Annotated in this window: 19 protein-coding genes and 1 tRNA gene; 8 read left to right on the forward strand and 12 right to left on the reverse strand. The window is 59.8% G+C overall.

Features of this window, described 5'->3' with window-relative positions; all coding sequences use genetic code 11:
* Nucleotides 1-272 precede the first annotated feature (272 nt).
* Nucleotides 273-1,643 (forward strand): 8-oxoguanine deaminase, encoded by a 1,371-nt coding sequence (locus tag AXG89_RS12375; protein ID WP_062169834.1) that lies wholly within the window; start codon nt 273-275, stop codon nt 1,641-1,643.
* A gap of 15 nt (nt 1,644-1,658) precedes the next feature.
* Here the strand turns inward: AXG89_RS12375 and AXG89_RS12380 are convergent, their stop codons facing one another.
* Nucleotides 1,659-2,591 carry a LysR substrate-binding domain-containing protein gene (locus tag AXG89_RS12380; RefSeq protein WP_056352995.1) on the reverse strand — a complete coding sequence of 311 codons (933 nt, stop codon included), beginning with the start codon at nt 2,589-2,591 and terminating at the stop codon, nt 1,659-1,661.
* A 292-nt stretch (nt 2,592-2,883) separates the two neighbouring features.
* Here AXG89_RS12380 and AXG89_RS12385 point away from each other — a divergent pair, with 292 nt between their 5' ends.
* The 4 genes from AXG89_RS12385 (at nt 2,884) to AXG89_RS12400 (ending at nt 7,692) form a co-directional block, all read left to right on the forward strand.
* Nucleotides 2,884-4,476 (forward strand): ABC transporter ATP-binding protein, encoded by a 1,593-nt coding sequence (locus AXG89_RS12385; protein WP_062169835.1) that lies wholly within the window; start codon nt 2,884-2,886, stop codon nt 4,474-4,476.
* Nucleotides 4,473-5,579, forward strand: coding sequence for an ABC transporter permease (locus AXG89_RS12390; RefSeq protein ID WP_061999207.1), 1,107 nt, complete (start codon nt 4,473-4,475; stop codon nt 5,577-5,579). The genes AXG89_RS12385 and AXG89_RS12390 overlap by 4 nt, the downstream gene beginning before the upstream one ends.
* An 18-nt stretch (nt 5,580-5,597) precedes the next feature.
* Entirely contained in the window at nt 5,598-6,527 is a 930-nt protein-coding gene (locus tag AXG89_RS12395) for an ABC transporter permease (protein WP_061999208.1), read from the forward strand.
* Between the two features lie 61 nt (nt 6,528-6,588).
* Nucleotides 6,589-7,692, forward strand: a complete 1,104-nt coding sequence (locus AXG89_RS12400) for a BMP family ABC transporter substrate-binding protein (RefSeq protein ID WP_062169836.1) — start codon at nt 6,589-6,591, stop codon at nt 7,690-7,692.
* An 82-nt stretch (nt 7,693-7,774) separates the two neighbouring features.
* Here AXG89_RS12400 and AXG89_RS12405 read toward each other — a convergent pair whose 3' ends face one another.
* The 4 genes from AXG89_RS12405 to AXG89_RS12420 all read right to left on the reverse strand — a co-directional run bounded on the left by AXG89_RS12405 (nt 7,775) and on the right by AXG89_RS12420 (nt 11,373).
* Nucleotides 7,775-7,984, reverse strand: coding sequence for a dodecin (locus AXG89_RS12405; RefSeq protein WP_056353004.1), 210 nt, complete (start codon nt 7,982-7,984; stop codon nt 7,775-7,777).
* Between the two features lie 470 nt (nt 7,985-8,454).
* Nucleotides 8,455-8,943: a hypothetical protein gene (locus tag AXG89_RS12410; protein ID WP_061999210.1), complete on the reverse strand. Its 489-nt coding sequence runs from the start codon at nt 8,941-8,943 to the stop codon at nt 8,455-8,457.
* Between the two features lie 361 nt (nt 8,944-9,304).
* Complete coding sequence (mscL, locus tag AXG89_RS12415; protein WP_062000815.1) at nt 9,305-9,748, reverse strand: large conductance mechanosensitive channel protein MscL; 444 nt, start codon at nt 9,746-9,748, stop codon at nt 9,305-9,307.
* A 218-nt stretch (nt 9,749-9,966) separates the two neighbouring features.
* On the reverse strand, nt 9,967-11,373 hold the full coding sequence (locus AXG89_RS12420) for a DUF2252 domain-containing protein (RefSeq protein ID WP_061999211.1): 1,407 nt from the start codon (nt 11,371-11,373) through the stop codon (nt 9,967-9,969).
* A 262-nt stretch (nt 11,374-11,635) separates the two neighbouring features.
* On the opposite strand from AXG89_RS12420, the gene glgX reads away from it, so the two are divergent.
* Complete coding sequence (glgX, locus tag AXG89_RS12425; protein WP_061999212.1) at nt 11,636-13,834, forward strand: glycogen debranching protein GlgX; 2,199 nt, start codon at nt 11,636-11,638, stop codon at nt 13,832-13,834.
* Nucleotides 13,835-14,147: 313 nt separating this feature from the next.
* Here the strand turns inward: glgX and AXG89_RS12430 are convergent, their stop codons facing one another.
* Nucleotides 14,148-15,353, reverse strand: a complete 1,206-nt coding sequence (locus AXG89_RS12430) for a tetratricopeptide repeat protein (protein ID WP_062169837.1) — start codon at nt 15,351-15,353, stop codon at nt 14,148-14,150.
* 164 nt (nt 15,354-15,517) lie between these two features.
* Complete coding sequence (locus tag AXG89_RS12435) at nt 15,518-16,198, reverse strand: PspA/IM30 family protein (RefSeq protein ID WP_061999214.1); 681 nt, start codon at nt 16,196-16,198, stop codon at nt 15,518-15,520.
* 358 nt (nt 16,199-16,556) lie between these two features.
* Between AXG89_RS12435 and AXG89_RS12440 the strand changes: the two genes are divergently transcribed.
* Nucleotides 16,557-16,970, forward strand: coding sequence for a DUF2177 family protein (locus AXG89_RS12440; RefSeq protein WP_062000816.1), 414 nt, complete (start codon nt 16,557-16,559; stop codon nt 16,968-16,970).
* An 11-nt stretch (nt 16,971-16,981) separates the two neighbouring features.
* Here the strand turns inward: AXG89_RS12440 and AXG89_RS12445 are convergent, their stop codons facing one another.
* A complete protein-coding gene (locus AXG89_RS12445) occupies nt 16,982-17,368 on the reverse strand; it encodes a hypothetical protein (protein ID WP_061999215.1) in 387 nt (128 codons plus the stop codon).
* Nucleotides 17,369-18,041: 673 nt separating this feature from the next.
* On the opposite strand from AXG89_RS12445, the gene AXG89_RS12455 reads away from it, so the two are divergent.
* Nucleotides 18,042-20,522, forward strand: a complete 2,481-nt coding sequence (locus tag AXG89_RS12455) for a penicillin-binding protein 1A (protein ID WP_061999217.1) — start codon at nt 18,042-18,044, stop codon at nt 20,520-20,522.
* Nucleotides 20,523-20,608: 86 nt separating this feature from the next.
* On the opposite strand, the gene AXG89_RS12460 is transcribed toward AXG89_RS12455, so the two are convergent.
* The 4 genes from AXG89_RS12460 to AXG89_RS12480 form a co-directional block, all read right to left on the reverse strand.
* Nucleotides 20,609-21,055, reverse strand: coding sequence for a copper chaperone PCu(A)C (locus tag AXG89_RS12460; protein WP_061999218.1), 447 nt, complete (start codon nt 21,053-21,055; stop codon nt 20,609-20,611).
* An 11-nt stretch (nt 21,056-21,066) separates the two neighbouring features.
* Entirely contained in the window at nt 21,067-21,447 is a 381-nt protein-coding gene (gene copC, locus AXG89_RS12465) for a copper homeostasis periplasmic binding protein CopC (RefSeq protein ID WP_062169838.1), read from the reverse strand.
* Nucleotides 21,448-21,506: 59 nt separating this feature from the next.
* A complete protein-coding gene (locus AXG89_RS44620; RefSeq protein ID WP_062169839.1) occupies nt 21,507-21,893 on the reverse strand; it encodes a DUF2946 domain-containing protein in 387 nt (128 codons plus the stop codon).
* Between the two features lie 190 nt (nt 21,894-22,083).
* Nucleotides 22,084-22,160: transfer RNA gene (locus AXG89_RS12480), tRNA-Met, on the reverse strand.
* Between the last annotated feature and the right edge of the window lie 50 nt (nt 22,161-22,210).

Below are 22,210 nucleotides of genomic sequence, written 5' to 3' on the forward strand. Positions count from 1 at the left end.
TGCGGGCGAGAACGGCCATGCGTTCCAACCCTTTTTCATCGCTTCCCGCCGATGCTACCTGCGCCAAAATTCACCATCATATTGAGTCTGTGAAGACAACTATGGCGGCGTTCGCATTGTCAGGGGCTTTTTGGCTTGTGACAGTGAGGCCTTGCACAGCGCGGCTGGCTGGCATCCCGAAGACGGCGATCGACGCTGGGTAACCGGGTGAATACGCGAAGTCGAGTGTTATCTTCGCGCCCTCGGAAAACAGTGAAGCAGCGGAGATCAATATGCAACAGAAGCAAAAAACCTTGCTGGTAAAGAATGCGCAGGTGCTCGTGACCATGGACGACGCACGGCGTGAGATTCGCGACGGCGGATTGTTTATCGAAGGCAACCGGATCGTGGCCGTTGGGCCGACGAGCGAGTTGCCGCAGGACGCAGACGAAGTGCTGGACATGGCGGGCCATCTGGTGATTCCGGGTCTCGTCAACACGCATCACCATATGTACCAGAGCCTGACGCGGGCCGTGCCGGCAGCGCAGAACGCCGAGTTGTTCGGCTGGCTCACGAGCCTCTACAAAATCTGGGCGAACCTGACGCCGGAAATGATCGAGGTGTCGACGCTCACCGCCATGGCCGAGTTGCTGCTCTCGGGCTGCACGACGTCGAGCGATCACCTCTACATTTATCCGAACGGCGCGCGGCTCGATGACAGCATTGCGTCGGCGCAGCAAATTGGCATGCGTTTTCATGCGGCGCGCGGCAGCATGAGCGTCGGGCAAAAAGACGGCGGATTGCCGCCGGATTCAGTGGTCGAGAAAGAAGACGCGATCCTGAAAGACACGCAGCGCCTGATCGAGGCATATAACGACACAGGCCGTTACGCGATGCTGCGCGTCGTCGTGGCGCCATGCTCGCCGTTTTCAGTGAGCCGCGAGTTGATGCGCGATTCGGCTGTACTGGCGCGGGAGTATGGGGTATCGATGCACACGCATCTCGCCGAGAACGTGAATGACGTCACGTACAGCCGCGGGAAGTTCGGCATGTCGCCGGCCGAATACGCGGAGGATCTGGGCTGGGTCGGACCGGATGTGTGGCACGCGCATTGTGTGCAGCTCGACCGCGCGGGTATCGAATTGTTTGGACGCACCGGGACGGGCGTGGCGCACTGTCCGTGTTCGAACATGCGGCTGGCATCGGGCATTGCGCCAATTCGTGCGATGCGTGATGCCGGCGTGAGCGTGGGCATCGGCGTGGATGGATCGGCATCGAATGATGGCGCACAGATGGTCGCCGAAGTACGGCAAGCCATGTTATTGCAGCGCGTGGGGTTTGGTCCCGACGCCATGGGCGCACGCGAAGCCCTGGAGATCGCCACGCTTGGCGGCGCAAAAGTACTGGGCCGCGACGATATCGGCGCGTTGGCGCCGGGCATGGCCGCGGATTTCGTGTCGTTCGATCTAAGCCATCACGCTTTCGCCGGCGCGCTGCACGATCCCGTCGCGGCGCTGGTTTTCTGCGCGCCGTCGCAGGTGGCGACGAGTGTTATCGATGGAAAGGTGGTCGTGCGTCACGGTCAGTTGACGACCGTCGATCTGGGTCCGATCGTCGAGCGTCATAACCGGCTGGCGGGAAAGCTGATGGAAATGGCCCGCTAGGGCCTCGGGAAAGGATCAGGGAACATCGATCAGCGAGCGCGTGGCATCGGCGACCAGGTGACGCAGCCACCGTACTTCGTCGGAGTAATGGCAGCGCTCGTGCCACAACTGGTAATACTGCATTGGCGGGAAATCGAGCGGGGCGGGCACCACGGTCAGCGGCAGGAACTTCGCGTAGTGATCCGCAAAAAGGCGGGTGGTCGTGAACACGAGGTCCGACTTGATCAGCACGTACGGCGCGAGATTGAAGTAGGGCAGCGTGACGACCACATGGCGCTTGAGGCGCTCGCGTGCCAGATGGACATCGATCGCACCGCGCTGGCCCACGGAATAAGGCGTGGGCGCGAGATGCGGCGCGTTGAGGTACTGGTCGAGTGTGAGCGCGCCGCGACGCGCAAACGGATGATTGGAACTGACAAGGCACACGATCTTGTCGACAAAAAGATTCGAGAGATGCAGTTGTTCTGGCGGCTCGGGCCAGTTGCCCACAACGATGTCGAGCTTGCCTTCTTCCAGCGCGAGTTCGTAGTCGAAAGCGGGACCGAGCGAATGAAATTCGAGCGTGGCGTTGGGCGCAGCAATGCGAAAGCGCTCGACCACGGTGGGCACGAACAACACGTTCAGGTAATCAGGACAGCCAATCCGATAACACCGCACCGAAGTCGACGGTTCGAAATTATGTTGCTGGACCTTGATGCGTTCGATCTCGCGCAGTGCGTTTTGCGTGGGTTCGAGCAGGCGCAGACCGTATTCGGTCGGGACCATGCCTGCTTTGCCGCGCACGAGCAGCGGATCTCCGGTGATATCGCGCAGACGCCGGAGCGCCGCGCTGATGGCGGGTTGCGACTGATTCAACTTCACGGCCGCGCGTGTGACGCTGCGTTCCATGAGAAGGGTGTGCAGGACGCGTAACAAGTAAGTATCGATTGCTTCGCGTTGCTGACTCATGTTCTCTCCAATATACGGTCTAGCTGATAGACCAAGGTGCGGGACATATTGTTTTTAATATGACACATTCATGGCGTCAAGACAGACATACCCGAAAGCAAGTTCGTTGCAAGCTTTGCAACAGCCGTTTGTTGCTTGGAAGTGACTTCAATGTGGCGTTATCACGCGCACTATTTTGAGCAATCGACGCCCCGCACCATTTTGGGTATCTTTTCCTCGCAGACTGCTTGTTTCCGTTGCTGCCTGACCGGTTACCCCGGTTTTGCGCAATTTCCGCACTTTCTGAGTCCATATGGGCGACGCTATTTCCTCTTCCATTCAGCCGGGCGGTGCGCGTGTTCCGCGCCTCGCGCTACGCGGCATCAGCAAGCAATATCCCGCCGTCAAGGCGAACGACGACGTCACGCTCGTCGTCGAACCCGGTGAAATCCACGCCGTGCTCGGCGAGAACGGCGCTGGTAAATCGACGTTGATGAAAATCATCTACGGCGCCGTGCGGCCAGACGAAGGCGAGATTCAGTGGAACGGCGAGACGGTCGAGATCGGCAGTCCGGCTGCGGCGCGAAAGCTGGGTATCGGCATGGTGTTCCAGCACTTTTCGCTCTTCGATACGCTGACCGTCGGCGAGAACATTGCGCTCGCGCTCGACGATAAATTCGATCTCAAGACCTTGAGCAAACGCATCCGCGAGGTGTCGGCGGACTACGGACTCGATGTCGATCCGCAGCGCCACGTGCATAGCCTGGCGGTAGGCGAACGGCAGCGCGTCGAGATCGTCCGGTGCCTGTTGCAGAACCCGCGGCTCTTGATCATGGACGAACCGACGTCCGTGTTGACGCCGCAAGCGGTGAAGAAGCTCTTTACGGTGCTCAGAAGACTTGCGTCCGAAGGCTGCAGCATTCTCTACATCAGTCACAAGCTCGATGAAATCCAGGCGCTGTGCCAGACCGCGACGGTGATGCGCGGCGGCCGTGTGACGGGCAGTGTCGATCCAAGAAAGGAAACGCACGCATCGCTCGCGCAATTGATGGTCGGCCACTCGCTGCCGGACTACACGCGGCGCGAACACACGCCGGGCGAGGTGAAACTGGCGGTAAAGAATTTGTCGGTCACGAGTGCCGATCCGTTCGGCACGTCGCTCAAGGACGTTTCGTTCTCCGTGCATGCAGGAGAAATTTTCGGCATCGCTGGGGTGTCGGGGAATGGACAAGCCGAGTTGCTTGCCGCGCTTTCGGGCGAAATCCGCGATAAACACATCGCGCCCGATGCGATCACTATCGTGGGCCAGCCAGCCGCGCGCTACAGCGCCGGTGGCCGGCGTGCGCTCGGCTTCGCCTTCGTGCCCGAAGAGCGGCTTGGACGCGGCGCGGTGCCGGCCATGTCACTCGCGGAAAACGCGCTGTTGACCGGGCATCGCGAACATATGGTGCGGGGCGGCTGGATCAGCACGAAGTCCATGCGCGCGTTCGCCGACCGTTGCATCAGCGCCTTCGATGTCCGCTGCGGCGGCAACGGCGCGCTCGCGCAAAGCCTGTCCGGCGGCAACTTGCAGAAGTTCATCGTGGGCCGCGAGATCCTGCAGGAGCCGAAGGTGCTTGTCGTCGCGCAACCGACATGGGGCGTCGATGTCGGCGCAGCCGGCTTCATCAGGCAGCAATTGCTCGATCTGGCCGCGCGCGGCGTGGCGATCCTGGTGATATCGGAGGAACTGGAAGAGCTCTTCGATATCTGCGACCGCCTCGCCGTCCTTGCCCGCGGCAAACTTTCTCCGGTTCGCGAAACCGGCCTCACAAACGCGGAAGAAATCGGCCTCTTCATGGCGGGTCTCTTCGATGGCAACCGCGCCGAACCCGCCGCCCTCGACACCACGGCATCGACATCATGAATTTTCCGTACCGACTCGAAGCGCGGCCTACGCCGTCGCGCGCCATGCAACTCGCGGTGCCGGTGGTTGCTGCCGTGCTGACGCTGATCATCGGCTTCCTGATTTTTACGCTAGTTGGACAAGACCCCTTGCGCGCGATGCACGGGTTTTTCATCGAACCGTTGTCGAACGTGAATGGCTGGTCCGAGCTTGTCCTGAAAGCGTCGCCCTTGTGTCTGATCGCGCTCGGGCTTGCTGTTGGCTACAGGGCGAACGTCTGGAACATCGGCGCGGAAGGGCAGATGCTGCTCGGCGGGATCGTCGCGGGCGGCATCGCGATTCATCTCCCCGATGCAACCGGCTGGTGGATCCTCCCGCTGATGATGATTGGCGGGGTGATCGGCGGCATGGTCTGGGCGGCGATCCCCGCGTTGCTCAAGAGCCGTTTCAACACCAACGAAATCCTGACGAGCCTGATGCTCACGTACGTTGCGACGCAATTGCTGATCTATCTGGTGAGCGGTCCGTGGCGAGATCCGGAAGGCATGAATTTCCCCATCTCGGCCATGTTCAGCGATGCCGCCCAATTCCCGCGTCTCTACAGCGACTGGGGCTGGGCGTGGCTGAAGGGAACGCGGATCAACGCATCGGTGTTCCTGACGGTGATTGCGATTCCGCTCGTATGGTTGTTCATGAGGAAAAGCTTCGCAGGATACCGGATGAACGTGGGCGGTCTCGCGCCGCTCGCCGCCCGCTACGCCGGTTTCTCCGATAAAAAAGCCATCTGGACTTCACTCCTGCTGAGCGGTGGTCTCGCCGGTCTGGCCGGCATGGGCGAAGTCGCCGGGCCGATCGGCCAGTTGCAGGCCGGGTGGTCACCGGGGTACGGCTTTACGGCGATCATCGTTGTGTTTGTCGGGCGCTTGCATCCTGTCGGGATCGTGCTGGCAAGTCTTCTTATGGCGCTGCTGTATCTCGGTGGCGAAGCGGTGCAGACGTCGCTGCAATTGCCGCAAGCGCTCGCCGGCGTGTTCCAGGGCTTGCTGCTGTTTTGCCTCTTGGGCGCGGATTTGTTCGTCAACTATCGCGTGCGCCGCCGGGTCGTCGCGCACGCGCATTCATAAATAAGTCGATAAAAGCATATGGACATCAATCAAGCCAGTTCGCTTGCATCGAGCGCCGTTGTCGCGGCCATTCCGCTGATGTTCGCCGGCGCGGGCGAGCTTGTCGCGGAGAAGTCGGGCGTTTTGAATCTCGGCGTGGAAGGCATGATGCTGATGGGCGCCGTCACCGGATATGCCGTCACCGCGATCACCGGCAATCCGTGGCTCGGGATCATGGGCGCGATCGTCGCGGGCGTACTGATGTCGCTCGTGTTCGCGTTCCTCACCATCACCATGCTCGCTAATCAGGTCGCCACGGGTTTGTCGCTGACGATCTTCGGCATCGGGTTTTCGGCGTATATCGGCAAGCCTTATACGTCGGCGGCGGTGCGAGCTTCCATCGACGTATTGCCGATACCTGGTCTCGCTTCCATTCCCGTCATCGGACCGGCGTTTTTCATGCTGACGCCGCTCGGTTATCTCGCGTTCATCATGTTCGGCGTGATCGGCTGGTTTCTGTACAAGACGCGCGCCGGGCTCGTGCTGCGCTCGGTCGGCGAGTCGCCGTCGGTTGCGCACTCGGTCGGCTTCCCCGTGGTCGGCGTGCGTTACGCAGCGACGCTTTTCGGCGGCGGCATGGCGGGCATTGCCGGCGGTTATTATTCGATCGTCTACCTGCATTTGTGGCAGGAACAGTTGACCTCCGGGCGCGGCTGGATTGCGCTCGCGCTGGTCGTGTTCGCGACGTGGCGGCCGGGCAGGTTGCTGATCGGCGCGTTGCTGTTCGGCGCCGTGATGGCCCTGCAGTTCTATGCACAGGCGATCGGCGTGCCGATTCCGACACAGTTTCTCGCGATGCTGCCGTACCTTGCGACCATCGTCGTGCTGGTGCTGATCTCGCGCAATCCGAACACGATCAAGCTCAACGCTCCTGCCTCGCTCGGCAAGCCGTTTTTCGCGGCGAGCTAAGGGTGCTTGCCATCCCATTTTTGCACCACGATTTATAAACAACATCGACAGGAGAATCACGATGAAGAAAAGCTGGCTGAATACGTTGGGCGCGGCAGGCGCCGTGGGCACGATGCTCGCGCTCTCCGCCACGATGGTGACCGCCCCGGCGCAGGCCGCCGATGCACCCGGCATTGCGTTCGTCTACCTCGCCAATCCAGGCGATGCAGGCTGGACCTTTGCGCATGATGCCGGCACGAAGGAGATCGAAGCCAAATACGGCAACAAGATCAAGATCACGCGAGTGGAAAACGTCCCGGAATCGGCGGACTCCGAGCGCGTGTTTCGCGACCTGGCGGCGAAGGGCAACAAGGTGATCCTGGGTACGAGCTTTGGTTATCAGGATTTCGAACTGAAAGTGGCGCGCGATTATCCGGACATTACGTTCCTGACCGCGACGGGCTATAAGAAGGCCAAGAATTTCGGCGTCTACGACAACCGCATGTATCAGGGCGCATACCTCGCGGGTGTGGCTGCCGGTTACGTGACAAAGACGAACACGTTGGGCTTCGTTGCGTCGGTGCCGATTCCCGAGGTGATCCGCAACATTAACGCGTACACGCTGGGCGCGCGATCGGTGAACCCGAAGATCCACACGAAGGTCATCTGGATCAATAGCTGGTTCGACCCGGGCAAGGAAAAGCAGGCAGCCGAAACGCTGATTGGACAGGGTGCCGATGTCCTGTTGCAAAACACCGATTCGAACGCGACGCTCGCCACGGCCGCTGAGAAGAAGGTTTATGCATTTGGCTGGGATTCGAACATGAAGAAGTTCGGTCCGAGCGCGCATCTGGGGTCGGTGGTATCGCACTGGGGCGTGTACTACAACATGATGGTTGAGGAGCTTCTGGCGGGTAAGGTCAAGACCGATCCGGTGTGGCTGGGCATGCCGCAAAAGGCGGTCGATATTGAAGACATGAATACGGCCGTTGTCCCGGCGAAAGCGATGCAGGCGGTTCAGGCGAAGCGCGAAGAATTGCAAAGCGGCAAATGGGATGTCTTCATGGGACCTGTGAAGGATCAGGCCGGTGCGGTAAAGATCGAAGCCGGCAAGAACCTGAGCGATCCGGAACTGCAGCGAATCAACTGGTACGTTGAGGGCGTGGACGGTACGTTGCCGAAATAAGTCGCCGGTCGGTATGAACGTCATATGAAAAGGCCGCGCTCTGGTGTGAGCGCGGCCTTTGTTGTCTGCGTCGCGATTAATCTTAATCGTCGATTCGCAGTCCAACTTTAAGCGTGACTTGCCAGTAGGCGACCTTGCCGTTTTCGATCTGGCCGCGGGTCTCGGTGACCTGGAACCAGTGAAGGTTGCGAAGTGTCTTCGATGCTTTTTCGAGCGCAACGCGCACGGCGTCGTCGCTGGATTGGGTGGAGGAGCCTGTCAGCTCGATTTGTTTGTAGACGTGATCGGTCATGGATTCTCCCGGTTCTGTTTAGCAGTCCGCTGCGCGGGGCCTAAGTTGCTCAGAAGTGTTGCAGCAAGTCTTGAGCCTAGGCAGCGCGGACACAATGCCAAGACGCAGGGTTGTCGCTGTCTACATTATTGCGCTCATGCTGATACGCGCAATACGGGTTTCCGATTTGACTGCCACAGGCACTGGTGGCGAAGCGTGTGGGTATCTGTTGACGGAGGGGGAGGGTTTCAAGTGTTCTTGATTGCGGCGTCGAGCGTTCTTGTGAAGTACCAAACAGTTGTCACTGCACGCTTGGGACACTTAAGAATTAGCGGTTGAGAGGCGTTTTCTTTGCTTCGTTTCTTTTTCGCCGTTGGAAAAAGAAATGAAGTGCCGCCACGCACAGTGGCCAATAGTGCGAAAAAGATCAGCCAGGAGGTAACGCGCGAAGACCTGAAAAGCAACAACCCGGCACAAACCCCGACCCCGCCCTACCTCAACCTCGAAGCCGCATCCCCCGCATCTTGCCTGCGGGCCCCACGTCTAACCCGCGAACTCGCGGTCGCACCAAACTCGCTCAAAATCTGCGTTCGGGCCCGGCTGGCAAAGACCAGAATTCCGAACCCATTAGCCTCATACCAATACCCGCCATTCTCGAGCCCATCGATCGGCTGTTCCAACGCATTGGTGATGCACTCAATACACCGCCGGTGCAATTCCTCCACTGCTGGATAGGGCGGTTGCGCACCCCGCACGCTGCAAAGAAGTACATCGAGCCCCGGCAGGACATGTGCATACAACACCGGTTCATCCTGGGCGCGAGCACGTGCGATCTTCGTATCGAGTTGGCCGAACGGCTTGAAATGCCTGAGCACGGCGAGGAAGGACTCATCGCCGTCGACCTTCGCGCGTCTACGCTTTTTCGGGAAGGACATAAAAATTCGCCTGAAAAAGAATTGCAAAAAACGCAGCGTCCTCATGCGGCCACTCCCGTCTGGCGGGCCGCTCGTTTGTCTGGACACGTCGATCTTTTATAGCACATCGAAGTGGTGGGTTCACGGCGATTCAGGGTAAGGGCGCAGCACCTGGGTCAATCGACCTGTCGTGCAGCGCCGCACGAATTCTGCCGAAAACCCTGCTGCGGCTCGCATGGCATTCATGTCTCAATAATAGACCTACGAAACCCCGCTGCGCCAAAAATCGCGAGGAAAATTCAAGCGAATGTCACGAACTGGCATCCCCGCAACAGTGCGGGCACAAAACAAAAAGCCCGCGGCAAGCATCGCGGGCTTTTATGTATCACGCCTGAATCAATCGTGGATGTGAGTGGCAGGTTCCACTTCAAACGCGCGGCGTACCCTTGAGCGAGTCGCGGATCTCGCGCAGCAGGAGCACGTCTTCAGGCGTTGCAGGCGCTGGCGCGGGCGCTTCATTCTTGCGCAGGCTGTTGATGAACTTGACCATCAGGAAAATGATGAACGCCAGGATGATGAAGTTGATCAGTACCGTAATGAACGACCCGTAGCCAAATACGGCGACGCCTGCAGTCTGCAAATCCTTGTACGAGCCGGGATTACCCTTGAACGACGGTGGAATCTCGCCCAGCTTGATGAACAAATTGGAGAAGTCCAGCCCGCCGGTCGCCAGTCCGACGACCGGCATGATCAGATCCTTCACGATCGAATTGACAATGGTCGAAAACGCGCCGCCGATAATCACACCGACCGCCAGATCCATTACGTTGCCTTTTAAGGCGAAGGCCTTGAATTCCTGAACCATGCTCATGCGTCGCTTCCTCCGTAAATAGTTCACAAGAATCGGCAGCAAAGGATGTGCCATTGAATCAAATCCATAAACGAATGGCCGAAACGCCGCGGAAGCTGGAGTCGTTCTGATCGGGCGACCATTCATTGAAACGGATAGTGACAATGATATCGAATCGGTTGCAATTCCGTCCCCGGTTTTTTGTGAGATAGGAGCTGAACAAGCTGTCGAGCCAATCGTCAGGATTTTTCCGGGGGCGCCGCCTTTACGCGTCCCGCGGCGATCGCCTGCACGAAGGCTGCGTGATCGTCGACGGTCTGCGCGCCGTAGCGCTCGGCCCATTGCGCGTATGCGGCGTCCAGCCGCTCCGAGCTGCCGCAATACCCCGCGATCAACGCGGCATCTCCCGTGCGGGCATGGGCGCGTGCCAGCAACAGGCCCAGGCACCAAGCGTAAAAGTCCAACGTCGCGCCATGCAGCCAGTCGACGGGAATCGAGCCGCGCATGTTTTTCATCTGTCGGACATAAAAGTCGCGCCCCGAGATCGTCGTCCATCCAAGCAACGGGTCCGATGAACTTTGCAGCAGGCGCTGCCCGTGCACGACGCGCCGGCCCTGGTGATTGAAAGGTTCTGGCATCGCCGGCATGAATGGCGCGGCGGCCGGCACGATGCCTTCCTTTACCTGCATGAACAGCGGGTCGCCATGTGCGCGCCCGAGCAGCAGCAACAAATACGCACGCGTACCGACGCTGCCCACCCCGACTACCCGATGCGCGACATCGGCCACGTCGTAGCGCTCGAGCATCGTGCGCCACTCGCCGGCGATGGTCTGCGTGTATCCCCGCAATCCTTCGATCACATGGTTCGTCTCAGCTTTGTCGAGACGCGTGAGAATGGGCGGGTCCTCGCGAAAGCGCCAGCTTTTGCCCGCGGGCTCGGCAACCCGCGCGAGCATGGTCGCGTGACTGCGCTTGGTCGCCCGCTCGACGGCCTTCGTGATCGTTGCTTTTTCGGCCGAATCAAGCGCGACGGGCGCCTCGATATGCAGCACGCTCGCATAAGAGCGCATTTGCCAGAGGTCGTAGGCGGGTACTTGCCATAGCGTGGACATCGTTGTCCGATAACCCGCGCAGGCCGAGCGCACGGCGCGCTCGCGGCCGCTGGCATCGACGCCGTTTTCCCGCGCTGCCACGTTGATGCTGGCAGTCAGCCGCTTCAGATCCCATTCCCAGGGCGCGACGATGGTTTCATCGAAGTCATTCAGGTCGAAGACCACGTCTTGCCGCGGCGTGCGGAAAAGGCCGAAATTGTTGAGATGCGCGTCGCCATCGATCATCACGTGATGCCCGATGGACGGCGTTCGCGCCAGATCCCACGCCATCACGCTTGCCGCGCCGCGCAGGAACGCAAACGGAGAAACGGCCATGCGCGCCATTCTCAGCGGCACGAGGCGTTCCTGTCTGCCTGCGTTGTTTGCAAGCACGCGTTCGACCGGATCGGGCCGGTCGTGCTCCGGTTGCCACGCAGCGTGGGCATCAAAGGGAGTGGTGTCGCGCAACGATCGGCCGAGCGCGCGGCTCTCCTCGGCGCTGCCATGGGAAGTGCCGGCTGGCGTTGACTTGACGGAGAGGGGGCGAGTGGGCAAGGGAAAGCCTCTGGATCAATGATGGACAAATGACGTGGCGGTGCTGAGTTCCGTCGCAGGCAAGCCGCGAGCAGGATGCGCGCCGATCTTGCTGGAAAATGCGATCGATAACAGGCACGCAACCTGCTCTTGATCTCTGCCCGTCGAAACACTGAGCGATGCATTTTGCACCTTGACTGATTCAGATCCCTGCGGATCCCGGACTCAGGCGGCGCGCATCAACTACTGACAGCATTACCCAAATACCTGGACACCCGCATACATGGCTCACGATATCCGCATTGCCGAAGGTTCGCCATTTCCGCTAGGCGCGACCTGGGACGGCGAGGGCGTCAATTTCGCGCTGTTCTCCGCGAACGCCTCGAAAGTCGAACTCTGCCTCTTCGATAAAGACGGCGAAAAGGAACTCGAGCGCATCGAATTGCCTGAATACACCGATGAAGTTTTCCACGTTTACCTGTTCGGCCTGAAACCGGGCGCGGTCTATGGTTATCGCGTTCACGGTCCGTACGAACCGGAAAACGGCCATCGTTTCAACCCGAACAAGCTCCTGCTCGATCCGTACGCGAAGGCGCACGTGGGCGAGCTGAAATGGGACCCGGCGGTCTTCGGCTACACGCTCGACGACGACGGCGAAGACCTGAGCTTCGATGAACGCGACAGCGCGCCGTTCATGCAAAAGTGCCAGGTCGTCGACCAGAGCTTTTCGTGGGTCAATCCGACGCGCGTTCGCGTGCCCTGGGAACAGACCATCTTCTACGAAACCCACGTGCGCGGTTATACGAAACGCCATCCCGCCGTGCCGGAACATTTGCGCGGAACGTTCGAAGGGCTCGGCACGAAGGAAGTCATCGAACACATCAAGGGCTTGGGTGTGACATCGGTCGAACTCCTGCCCATTCACGCGTTCGTGAACGACAGCCACCTCACCGACAAGGGTCTTACGAACTACTGGGGCTACAACACCATCGGTTTTTTTGCCGCCGATCCGCGCTTTTTTGCGCAGGGTCCGGGCGCTATTTCCGAGCTCAAGCAGATGATCGACCGCTTCCACGAAGCGGGACTCGAGGTGATCCTGGACGTCGTGTACAACCACACGGCCGAAGGCAATGAACGCGGGCCGACGCTCTCTTTCAAGGGTATCGACAACGCTTCGTATTATCGCTTGCCGGATGACAAGCGCTACTACATCAACGATACCGGCACGGGCAACACGCTTAACCTGTCGCATCCGCGCGTGCTGCAGATGGTCACCGACAGCTTGCGCTACTGGGTGACGGAGATGAACGTCGATGGTTTCCGTTTCGATCTGGCGACCATACTCGGCCGTGAACCCTACGGTTTCGATGAAGGCGGCGGTTTCCTCGACAGTTGCCGTCAGGACCCGATTCTCTCGAGCGTGAAGCTGATCGCCGAACCGTGGGACTGCGGTCCGGGCGGATACCAGGTCGGCGGTTTTCCGCCGGGCTGGGCTGAGTGGAACGACAAGTTCCGCGATACCGTTCGCGAGTTCTGGAAGGGCGAAGAGGGCGTCGCGGCGGAACTCGCCACGCGCATTACGGGTTCGGGCGACAAGTTCAACCACCGTGGGCGTCGCCCGTGGGCAAGCGTCAATTTCATCACCGCGCACGATGGCTTCACGTTAAACGATCTCGTTTCGTACAACGAGAAGCACAACGAGGCGAACGGCGAAGACAACAAAGACGGAAGCTCGGATAACCGCTCATGGAATTGCGGCGCCGAAGGCCCGACCGATGACCCCGAAATCCGCGCACTGCGTGAACGCCAGAAACGCAACATGCTGGCGACGCTGCTGTTCTCGCAGGGCACGCCCATGATCCTCGCGGGCGACGAATTCGGCCGCACGCAGCAGGGCAATAACAACGCGTATTGCCAGGACGACGACATAAGCTGGGTCAACTGGGATATCGACGAAGACGGCCGCGCCTTGAACGACTTCGTGCGCAAGCTCACGACCTTGCGTCACACCTTGCCGGTGCTGCGCCGGGGCCGTTTCCTGACGGGCGAGTTCCACGAAGACCTGCAGGTCGCAGACGTCAAATGGTTCAGCCCATCGGGCGATGAACTAACACCCGAGCAATGGGACGATCCGGCAATGCGCTGCTTCGGCCTGGTTATCGATGGCCGGGCCCAGGCGACCGGTATACGCCGCCCGGCATCGGATGCGACGTTGTTGCTGGTTGTCAACGCGCATCACGATGTCGTGGATTACACGCTGCCCGAAATCCCGGGGAGCGACCAGTGGAGCTGCCTGATCGATACCAATGCGCCGATCCGCGAAGAACTCGAGGACTTCGATTCAGGCGGCGTGTATCAGGTGACGGGCCGTTCGCTCCTGCTGTTCGCGTTGCATGCTCGCGGTGCTACGAAGCGGATTTTCAAGCGCCTCGAAGAAGCGTTGACGGATGAGGTCGAGCCGGAAGGCGGCAACACGATCTGAAGCCGCGCCGCCTGGGTTTTGAGACAGGCGGATCGCAACGGCTATCATGCGGGTCATGAACCCTTTTAAGCCGTTGCGACCCAGTTTGATCTTTCCACTAATACCGCGCGACTTTCAACGCGCCCGTAAAACATGATGCTGGCGACGCTGCTGCACGTCGCCGGTTGGGACCAACTCGAACGGATCTGGGAATTCGTCGTAGGGTTTTTCAAGTTCTTGTGGGCGTTGCTGAGGTTCCTCGGCGGCGGATAAAATAAAAGCGCGGGACGATTTGCATCGTCCCGCGCTTCTTGTCTGGCGCGCTGCATTTAGCTTAGCTGTTGTTATCCCAGTTGCCCGAATCGTTGCTGCCGAGATCCACGCCGCCGCCATCGCTCCAGTCGTTGGAGCCATTGCCGAAGTCAAGGCCGCCGCCGTTGTTGCCACCACCTCGGCGACGCAATTCGTCGTCCACGTCCACCGGCACGTCGCGTTCGATCACGCGTTCCCGGCCGCCGCCGGACAGCGCTTCACCAAGCAGGACGCCGCCCAGCAATCCTCCCAGTCCGCCGCCAAAACCACCGCCGCCTTGCTGAATGACAACCGGCGGCTGTTGCTGCGGATAAGGCGAATAGGGCGGCTGTCCCGGCTGCGTGCGCCCGAAGCGCTCCGCTTCCTGCGCATAGACCGACTGGTTGTCGTTGACGTTCGCCGCGGGCGCTGCTGCACGCGGATCAGGGCGTCCCTCCGAACGTGCCCTGACGCTGTCGATCTGACTCGCCAAATCCTCGATCGCATAAGGCGGCACGGGATTCTTCGAATTGGACAGCGCTTCGACCATCTGTCGCAATTGCGTCTCGATGCCTTCCACTTCCTTTAGCATCCCTTCGTGACCCGGTTGCGTCGATAAACGCACGTCAAGCTTGAGCGAGCGGACATCGTTGAGCAGTTCGGTCGCGCGTTTGAGTTGCGTGCGGCGATCGGTATCGGCCTGACCGTCTTCGTTCGAGCGCGCGCGTTTCAGACCCCATCGCAAAACCAGCGCAATGCCGGCCACCACGACCGCGAGCAACACCCACATTCCCATGGACGGGCCGGGTTTTTCAGGTGCTGCAACCGCGCCCTGGTTAAACGGATTGCGCGTCACCGATGTCACCGCATTACCCGTGGACCGCTCGTTCGTCTGCCCACCCGAATTGGATGATGAATTCACGCGGTTCGCGTCAGAGCGAATCCGCGCTTCCATCGCGTTGAAGCGCGACGGGTCGGTGAACTTGATCGCGGGGTCCAGCGTCTTCGCCTGCTGGATCTGGGCGAGCGCATCGGCAGGACGGCCTTCGCGGTCCAGCACCTGCGCATAAAGATAATGCGCCTTGGCATTGTTCGGATGCGCCTGGATCACTTCGTTCAACTGGGAGTCGGCCTGAGCCCAGTTGCCTTGCGTCATCGACTGCTCGATCTGGCCGGCGCTCGGTACGGCGAACGCCGCAGCCGACACCAGCATCAGCGATGCAGCCACTGCCATCACATATTTTTTCATCAGCGGACCGGGGCGTTCGCACCCGTCTCCATTTCGTGCGACATGTCGATGCAATATCCAGTGTTGCCCGCAGCGGACTCGATGATTTCACCGGCCGCTGCGTCCTGAAGGGCGTTCGATACCCTTCGTTAAACCGGCGCAAGTTTCGCGCCGCTACTTCCTGGTCACTGCGCTGGCGTATTCATCTGCTTCTTCAACGCTTCGAGGCGATCTTCCACCGACGGTCCACGCGTGAGAGCTGCGAGTTTGTCTTCAAGCGCCTTGCCGCTCTTCTGATCGGCAGAGTTCAGCCGGGCATCGGAACGCGCATTCGATAGCTGAACCTTGTCTTCGAGCTTCTGAAAGTCTTCTGACAGGTTCTTCCCGCCGATACCGCCCAGCGCCGTAGCGGCCACGTCTTTCGCAGTCGCAATCTCCTGCTTCGCCTGCAAAATGTTCGAGCGCGAATTGAGCTCGTTGCGGCGCTGGCGCATGTCGTTGATTTGCTGCTTGAGATGATCCGTCGATGGCACCAGCGTCGTCAATTCGGCAGCCAGTGCGTCGCGTTCGGATTCGGCGTTGGCTTGCGCGCTCAGCGCTTCACGTGCAAGCGCTTCGTCGCCGCTTTGCAGCGCGCGCTTCGCGCCTTCCTCGTACTTCCTGGCCTTTTCGGCGGCGACATCGCGCTTGCTTTGCTGCGTGGCGACCTGCGCCTCGATTTCGATCAGCGAGTTCTCGGCTTTCGCGATGCTGTCGTCGAGTTCGCGCACGATCTGACGAGCGTCTCGCGACGGGTCCTGCACGGTGTCGGCGGCGTCGTTCAACAGGCCCTTGACGGTGCGCGAGATGGAATCCAAAAGCGACATGAGTTTCCTCCTGAAAATTGATTCGGCTGCTTCGGGACGGGTCCCTCAGCGAGCCGTGCTGCAACGTTCAACATCTGTTGAACGCATGCTTAAAGTTGCTCTAACGCAGCGCTCGTTGCGCCACGCGTCGGGTAGGTCGGGCCGGGCGCGGTAATTGCAAGCTCGCCGATACACTTTGTTGCGAGCTTTTTTGCACCGGACAATGCCGGGTTTTCGTCTTTGCATCCGGGCCGGTGCATTAAACCATGCATCGGCTTAAACCGGACTTAACAGGCACCGCATCCACTACGGTACACCTTGCGCCCGAGTCCGGAAAATCACATATCTTTCACGCTTTGCTCAACGTACCGGAATGCTCATGTCAAAGACGTTAGTTGTTGCTTTTGTGGCCACCGCCGTCGTGTTCCTGATCCTCGATGCCATCTGGCTCGGCGTGGTTTCGCGAAATATCTATCAGCGTGAAATAGGTGACTTGCTGCTGCCTAAACCGAACTTCGGCGCTGCGGCCATCTTCTACGTGATTTATATAGTCGGCCTGGTTTATTTTTGTGTCGTGCCGGGCGTAGCCGAAGAGAGCGTCATGCGCGGACTGATCAGCGGCGCGTTGTTCGGGATTGTTGCATACGCCACGTACGACCTGACGAATCTCGCGACGCTCAAGGGCTGGAGCACGTCGCTTGTTTTCATCGATATTGCGTGGGGCGCCGTTGCCAGCGCAATCGCATGTGCGATCGCCGTGGCGGTGACTACGCGAGTGGTATCGGCGAGTTGAAACGCCTCTAATCAGGAATGCCCCGAGAGCGACGCGTCTTCATCCGAAGCGTCCGATGCAGACGTGTCCGGTAAAGCCAGATCCTCCGCCTTTTCCGCCGCCAGCGTCCGTTTGCTTGCTTCCCGGGCGACTTGTGCGGCGTCCCGCGCCTCGCGAGCGGCGGCGCGTTCGGCGACTTGCCTGAGCGCGACATTCAGCGGATCGGGCGTCTTCGGCGCACGCAGTTTGTCGACGAGGCCCGCGACCTTGACCTGCTCGCTGGTCGCATTGAAGCTGAGAACAGCGCGTCGCATGAGTTCGCTGACACTGATGCCGAGACCGTCGGCGGTGCTGGTGATCGCGAGTTTCTGCGCGGGGGTCACAAATACGACGATGCGTTCGCTGGGTTTGGTAGTCATGAGCGCCTCACATGCTGGGGCCACGCAAGCGCGGCCGGTCGACGTCCGTCAGCGGCACAACAGGCGACGCGTCCAATATGCGCCGCAGTCGCGGAGTCAGGCAAAATCGCGCAATCAATGCATCCATCATATCGTTTTGGCGCGGCTGCGTGCTTGTGCGCGTGCATGAACGCAGCGTGTGCGAGACAGGTATGAAAGCGTAGAGGTATCAACGACTTGCGTCCTGCAGATGAGAATGCTAAAGCTCCGCTCGACCTGCTGTGCGGCATCGCGCGCATGGCGAGAAAAAAGCGGAAAGGCTTTCCGATCTGGTCGCGAACCCAACTTCTTACAATGGATTTACTTACAAAAAAATCGGGCATCGCCCGGTGCTGCTCCCGCAAATTCTTTAAAATGCGCTGTCATTACGCACTGGGCCATAGCTGTTGCAGGTTTCTTACAACGCTATAACAGCCCGCTGTGGACGCGCAGCCTGTCCGGGGACATCGGCGTGCAATGCAGCGGTTCGCGCCAGATTTGAACCGCCGCACTCTTCGATGATGACGACGGCTGCACATTCGGCTTCAAGGCACAAAGCGCTCATTGGCTCTTTGAAGGCCTCAACATTCATCGTCACGCGGCGGGTTGGCGTGGCGCACCGGGCGCCCCAGAAGCGCACCGTTCAAATCCAGTCATGCCAATCATCAAACGACCTAATTCCTCGAACACGCCACGCGATGACCGGGATCAAGACGGTCCATACAGATACCGCACCTCAGACCGCAAACCTGCCAGACCGTCCATAGCGCTGCGTCTCATGCTGTGGTTCGTCGGGCTGATTGCCGTCATGGCGATCGTCGGCGCATTGATCGTGGGATACGCGCTCGTGGTGATGGGGCCGAATTTGCCGTCGCTTGATGCAATCACCGATTACCGGCCGAAGGTGCCGTTGCGCATCTATACGGCGGACCATGTGCTGATTGGCGAATTCGGCGAGGAGCGCAGGCGCATCGCCCGTTTCGACGAAATTCCGGAGCAGATGAAGAAGGCGGTGCTCGCGATCGAAGATTACCGCTTCTATGAACACGGCGGTGTGGACTTCGTCGGCATTGCACGCGCGGGCGTGAGCGACATCATGCATGGCGGTGCATCGCAGGGCGCAAGCACGATCACCATGCAGGTCGCGCGCAACTTCTTCCTTTCCAGCGAAAAGACCTATACGCGCAAGATCTATGAAATGCTGCTCGCGTACAAGATCGAGCGTGCGCTCACCAAGGACCAGATCCTTGAGCTGTACATGAACCAGATTTATCTGGGCGAGCGCTCGTATGGGTTTGCATCGGCGGCGCGGGTGTATTTCGGCAAGGATCTGAAGGACCTCACGCTCGCCGAATGCGCAATGCTCGCAGGCTTGCCCAAGGCGCCTTCGGCGTACAACCCAGTGGTCAATCCAAAGCGCGCGAAGATTCGCCAGCAGTACATCCTGAAGCGCATGCTCGATCTGAAGTTCATCACGCAGGAACAATTCGATCAGGCGAGCGCCGAGGAATTGCATGCGCGCGTGGCCGGCACGGAGTACAGCGTGCACGCGGAATACGTCGCGGAAATGGTGCGTCAGATGATGTACGCCCAGTACAAGGATGAAACCTACACGCGCGGATTCTCGGTGACGACGACCATCGATTCTGCCGATCAGGACGCGGCGTATCGGGCGGTCCGAAAAGGCGTGATGGATTACGAACGGCGCCATGGATACCGCGGGCCGGAAGGCTTCGTCAATTTGCCGGCAAATCCGGATGACCGCGATGAAGCCATCGACGACGCACTCGCCGATCATCCCGACAACGGCGACATCATCGCGGGCGTGGTGACGTCGGTGAATCCGAAGCAGGTGGTGGTCGAGTTCGTCAATGCCGACCCGGCGACCATCACCGGCGACGGCTTGCGTTTTGTAGCAACCGCTCTGCGCAGCAATGCGACGCAAGCGCTGAAGATCAAGCCGGGTTCCATCGTGCGTGTGATGAAGGACGCGAAGGAAAATTGGACCATCACGCAGTTGCCGCAAGTGGAGGGCGCGCTGGTTTCGCTCGTGCCGCAAGACGGCGCGATCCGGGCGCTGATTGGCGGCTTCGATTACAACAAGAACAAGTTCAATCATGTGACGCAGGCATGGCGTCAGCCGGGGTCGAGCTTCAAGCCGTTCATCTATTCAGCGTCACTGGAAAAGGGCCTTGGACCGGCGACCATCATCAACGACGCACCGCTCTATTTCCCGCCGACATCGCCGGGTCAGCAAGCGTGGGAACCGAAGGACGACGATCAGCCCGACGGCCCCATGTCCATGCGCATGGCGTTGCAGAAGTCGAAGAACCTGGTGTCGATCCGGATTCTGTCGTTCATCGGCACGAAGTACGCGCAGGATTTCGTCACGCAGAAATTTGGTTTCGATGCCGATAAAACCCCGCCGTACTTGCCGCTCGCACTCGGCGCGGGTCTCGTCACGCCGCTCCAACTGGCGGGCGGTTATTCAGTGTTCGCCAACGGTGGTTCACGCATCAATCCTTACCTGATCGGAGAAATCGCCGATGCACGCGGCACCGTGATTTCGCGCGCGAATCCGTTGCTTGCGGGGAACAACGCGCCGCAAACGCTCGAACCGCGTAACGCGTATGTGATGAACAGCTTGCTGCATTCGGTCGCGACTGCCGGCACCGGTTCGGGCACGAATGTGCTCAAGCGCAACGACCTGCAAGGCAAGACCGGTACGACCAACGACGCCAAGGATGGCTGGTTTGCCGGCTATCAGCATCAGCTCGTTGCTGTCGCGTGGATGGGCTACGACCAGCCCAAGTCGCTCGGTGGCCGCGAATTCGGCGCGCAGCTCGCTCTGCCGATATGGGTCGAATTCATGCAGCGTGCCCTTGCGAAGATTCCGCAGCAGCCGATGGAAATGCCCGAAGGTCTCACGAGCATCGACGGAGATCTGTTCTTCGCCGATAAAACCCCGGGCAACGGTTTTGTCGCGAGCATTGGCCTGGATACGGCGAATCCGGCGGAAGGTTCCAGCGACGCCGTTGGCGGAGTCGGACCGGGCGGGATGACGCCGCCACCGCCGCCGCCGGATGTTGCTCCGGCCGAGCGCCAGGAGATCATGAATCTCTTTAAGGGGCATTGACCGGCAATTCAACGCCAAACGAAAAACGCGCCGCAATCAGATTGCGGCGCGTTTTTTTATTGTGCTTCGAGGTGGACGTTGCGGGGTTACTTGCCGAGCGTTGAAGCCGCCTTCACGGCGCACTGTGTGCTGATGCTCGACTGGTCCGAGAACGTCAGCTTGAGCGGGATTGTGGTGCCGACCTTGAGCGGTTTGGGCGCGTCCTCCAGCATCAGGTGATAACCGCTCGGCGCAAATGCGAGCGTGCCGTGCGCGGGGACGTCGGCGGAATCGACCATCGCCATGGTGGACGTGCTGCCGTTGCTGCTCGATTTATGCAGCATGGCCATGCCGAACGCGGGCGTTTCTGCGCCGGTGAGCGTGGCGAGTTTATCGCCGTCATTCGATACCACGAAGTACCCCGACGACGGCAAGCTCGCCGGCATCAAACGAATCCAGCAATCGTGCGCTGTGAGCGTCGCGGCTTGCGCGGACGTGAATGCCATTGCGCTCATCGCGATGAAACCCGCGTGTATCAGTGTGAATTTTTTCATGGTCGGGCTGCTCACTTCACGTTGAAAAGATAATGACCTTGCGTACGATGCCCGTCTTCGGCCACCGCGGTCCACTCGACCTGGTATGCACCGGTCTTCAGATCGCCGAGCGCGACGCTCATATGCTGTTTGTTGCTGCTGTCGACGGCTGACTTTGCGCTGTTGACCTGCTTGCCGCCGGCATCGACGACTATCAGGGTGCTGAAAGTCGGCTCCAGCCCTTCGGAGAAATCGATGGCGACTTCGTGAGGCGCTTCGACGGTTGCGTCGGGCGCGGGTGTCTGTTGCTTCGGCAATGCGTGGGCCATGGCGAGTTGAGCCATGGCAAGAAAGGCGGCTGCAAGCGCGCCGCGCCTGGCCAGCTTTGCGACGTTTGAAAGTGGCGGGTTCATGCTGATCCTGTTTGCGCGAAAAGAAAGTGCCGGCGATAAAGCCAGCCACAGTGCGGAATTCAGATGAAGAAGGGCGGTGCCCTGGGTTGCGCGGCGAATGAGGGAGCGTAAGGCGCCGCGAACAGAGCCGGGGCGTTGACCGCAAGAGCCGCTGCCGCACGATGCGTTGGCAGCGTATCGATGGAAGGCGGCGCCGCGGGCGAGTGCGCTGCGAAATTACAGTAACCGCATGCGTCCCAATGACCTGCCATCGAGTGATGCGGCTGCTGGTGATTTGCTGCAATTAACGTTTGGGATTCCGTTATCGCAGAGCAATGCGCGTTGTAAATCGAGTTCGTGCGAGCACGCGAAGCAAGCGTCTGTGAAATGGCAGGCGCGAGCGTCATCATCAGAATTGCAAGCATTCCGATAAAGCTGCCGAACTTGCGGACGTGACTGCGACGCATGAGGCTGACGATGGCTTCCGAGGCGATTGAGCCGTCGATTATGCCACGCGTGGAATGGGGGATTTGTGCCGAGGGGTCGCACCTTCAGTGGCGCATTGAGGCAGCGGCGAACTGCTACCAATGGACTCTGCAGGTGGAAGTGACTTCAAACGCAAAAAGCCCGGAGAACCGGGCTTTCGACATTTGATCTTGGTTGCGGGGATAGGATTTGAACCTATGACCTTCGGGTTATGAGCCCGACGAGCTGCCAGACTGCTCCACCCCGCGAAAAAGATTATATGACAAGCGGCACTGCAGTGCAACATGTTTGTCACGCT

The organism is Burkholderia sp. PAMC 26561 (assembly GCF_001557535.2).
Taxonomy (GTDB): domain Bacteria; phylum Pseudomonadota; class Gammaproteobacteria; order Burkholderiales; family Burkholderiaceae; genus Caballeronia.

What these genes read in the sequence shown, in the direction of transcription:
- AXG89_RS12375 (WP_062169834.1), top strand. Translation starts at nt 273, where the DNA reads ATGCAACAGAAGCAAAAAACCTTGCTGGTAAAGAATGCGCAGGTGCTC.
- AXG89_RS12380 (WP_056352995.1), bottom strand. Translation starts at nt 2,591, where the DNA reads ATGAGTCAGCAACGCGAAGCAATCGATACTTACTTGTTACGCGTCCTG.
- AXG89_RS12385 (WP_062169835.1), top strand. Translation starts at nt 2,884, where the DNA reads ATGGGCGACGCTATTTCCTCTTCCATTCAGCCGGGCGGTGCGCGTGTT.
- AXG89_RS12390 (WP_061999207.1), top strand. Translation starts at nt 4,473, where the DNA reads ATGAATTTTCCGTACCGACTCGAAGCGCGGCCTACGCCGTCGCGCGCC.
- AXG89_RS12395 (WP_061999208.1), top strand. Translation starts at nt 5,598, where the DNA reads ATGGACATCAATCAAGCCAGTTCGCTTGCATCGAGCGCCGTTGTCGCG.
- AXG89_RS12400 (WP_062169836.1), top strand. Translation starts at nt 6,589, where the DNA reads ATGAAGAAAAGCTGGCTGAATACGTTGGGCGCGGCAGGCGCCGTGGGC.
- AXG89_RS12405 (WP_056353004.1), bottom strand. Translation starts at nt 7,984, where the DNA reads ATGACCGATCACGTCTACAAACAAATCGAGCTGACAGGCTCCTCCACC.
- AXG89_RS12410 (WP_061999210.1), bottom strand. Translation starts at nt 8,943, where the DNA reads ATGAGGACGCTGCGTTTTTTGCAATTCTTTTTCAGGCGAATTTTTATG.
- mscL (WP_062000815.1), bottom strand. Translation starts at nt 9,748, where the DNA reads ATGAGCATGGTTCAGGAATTCAAGGCCTTCGCCTTAAAAGGCAACGTA.
- glgX (WP_061999212.1), top strand. Translation starts at nt 11,636, where the DNA reads ATGGCTCACGATATCCGCATTGCCGAAGGTTCGCCATTTCCGCTAGGC.
- AXG89_RS12430 (WP_062169837.1), bottom strand. Translation starts at nt 15,353, where the DNA reads ATGAAAAAATATGTGATGGCAGTGGCTGCATCGCTGATGCTGGTGTCG.
- AXG89_RS12435 (WP_061999214.1), bottom strand. Translation starts at nt 16,198, where the DNA reads ATGTCGCTTTTGGATTCCATCTCGCGCACCGTCAAGGGCCTGTTGAAC.
- AXG89_RS12440 (WP_062000816.1), top strand. Translation starts at nt 16,557, where the DNA reads ATGTCAAAGACGTTAGTTGTTGCTTTTGTGGCCACCGCCGTCGTGTTC.
- AXG89_RS12445 (WP_061999215.1), bottom strand. Translation starts at nt 17,368, where the DNA reads ATGACTACCAAACCCAGCGAACGCATCGTCGTATTTGTGACCCCCGCG.
- AXG89_RS12455 (WP_061999217.1), top strand. Translation starts at nt 18,042, where the DNA reads ATGCCAATCATCAAACGACCTAATTCCTCGAACACGCCACGCGATGAC.
- AXG89_RS12460 (WP_061999218.1), bottom strand. Translation starts at nt 21,055, where the DNA reads ATGAAAAAATTCACACTGATACACGCGGGTTTCATCGCGATGAGCGCA.
- copC (WP_062169838.1), bottom strand. Translation starts at nt 21,447, where the DNA reads ATGAACCCGCCACTTTCAAACGTCGCAAAGCTGGCCAGGCGCGGCGCG.
- AXG89_RS44620 (WP_062169839.1), bottom strand. Translation starts at nt 21,893, where the DNA reads ATGCGTCGCAGTCACGTCCGCAAGTTCGGCAGCTTTATCGGAATGCTT.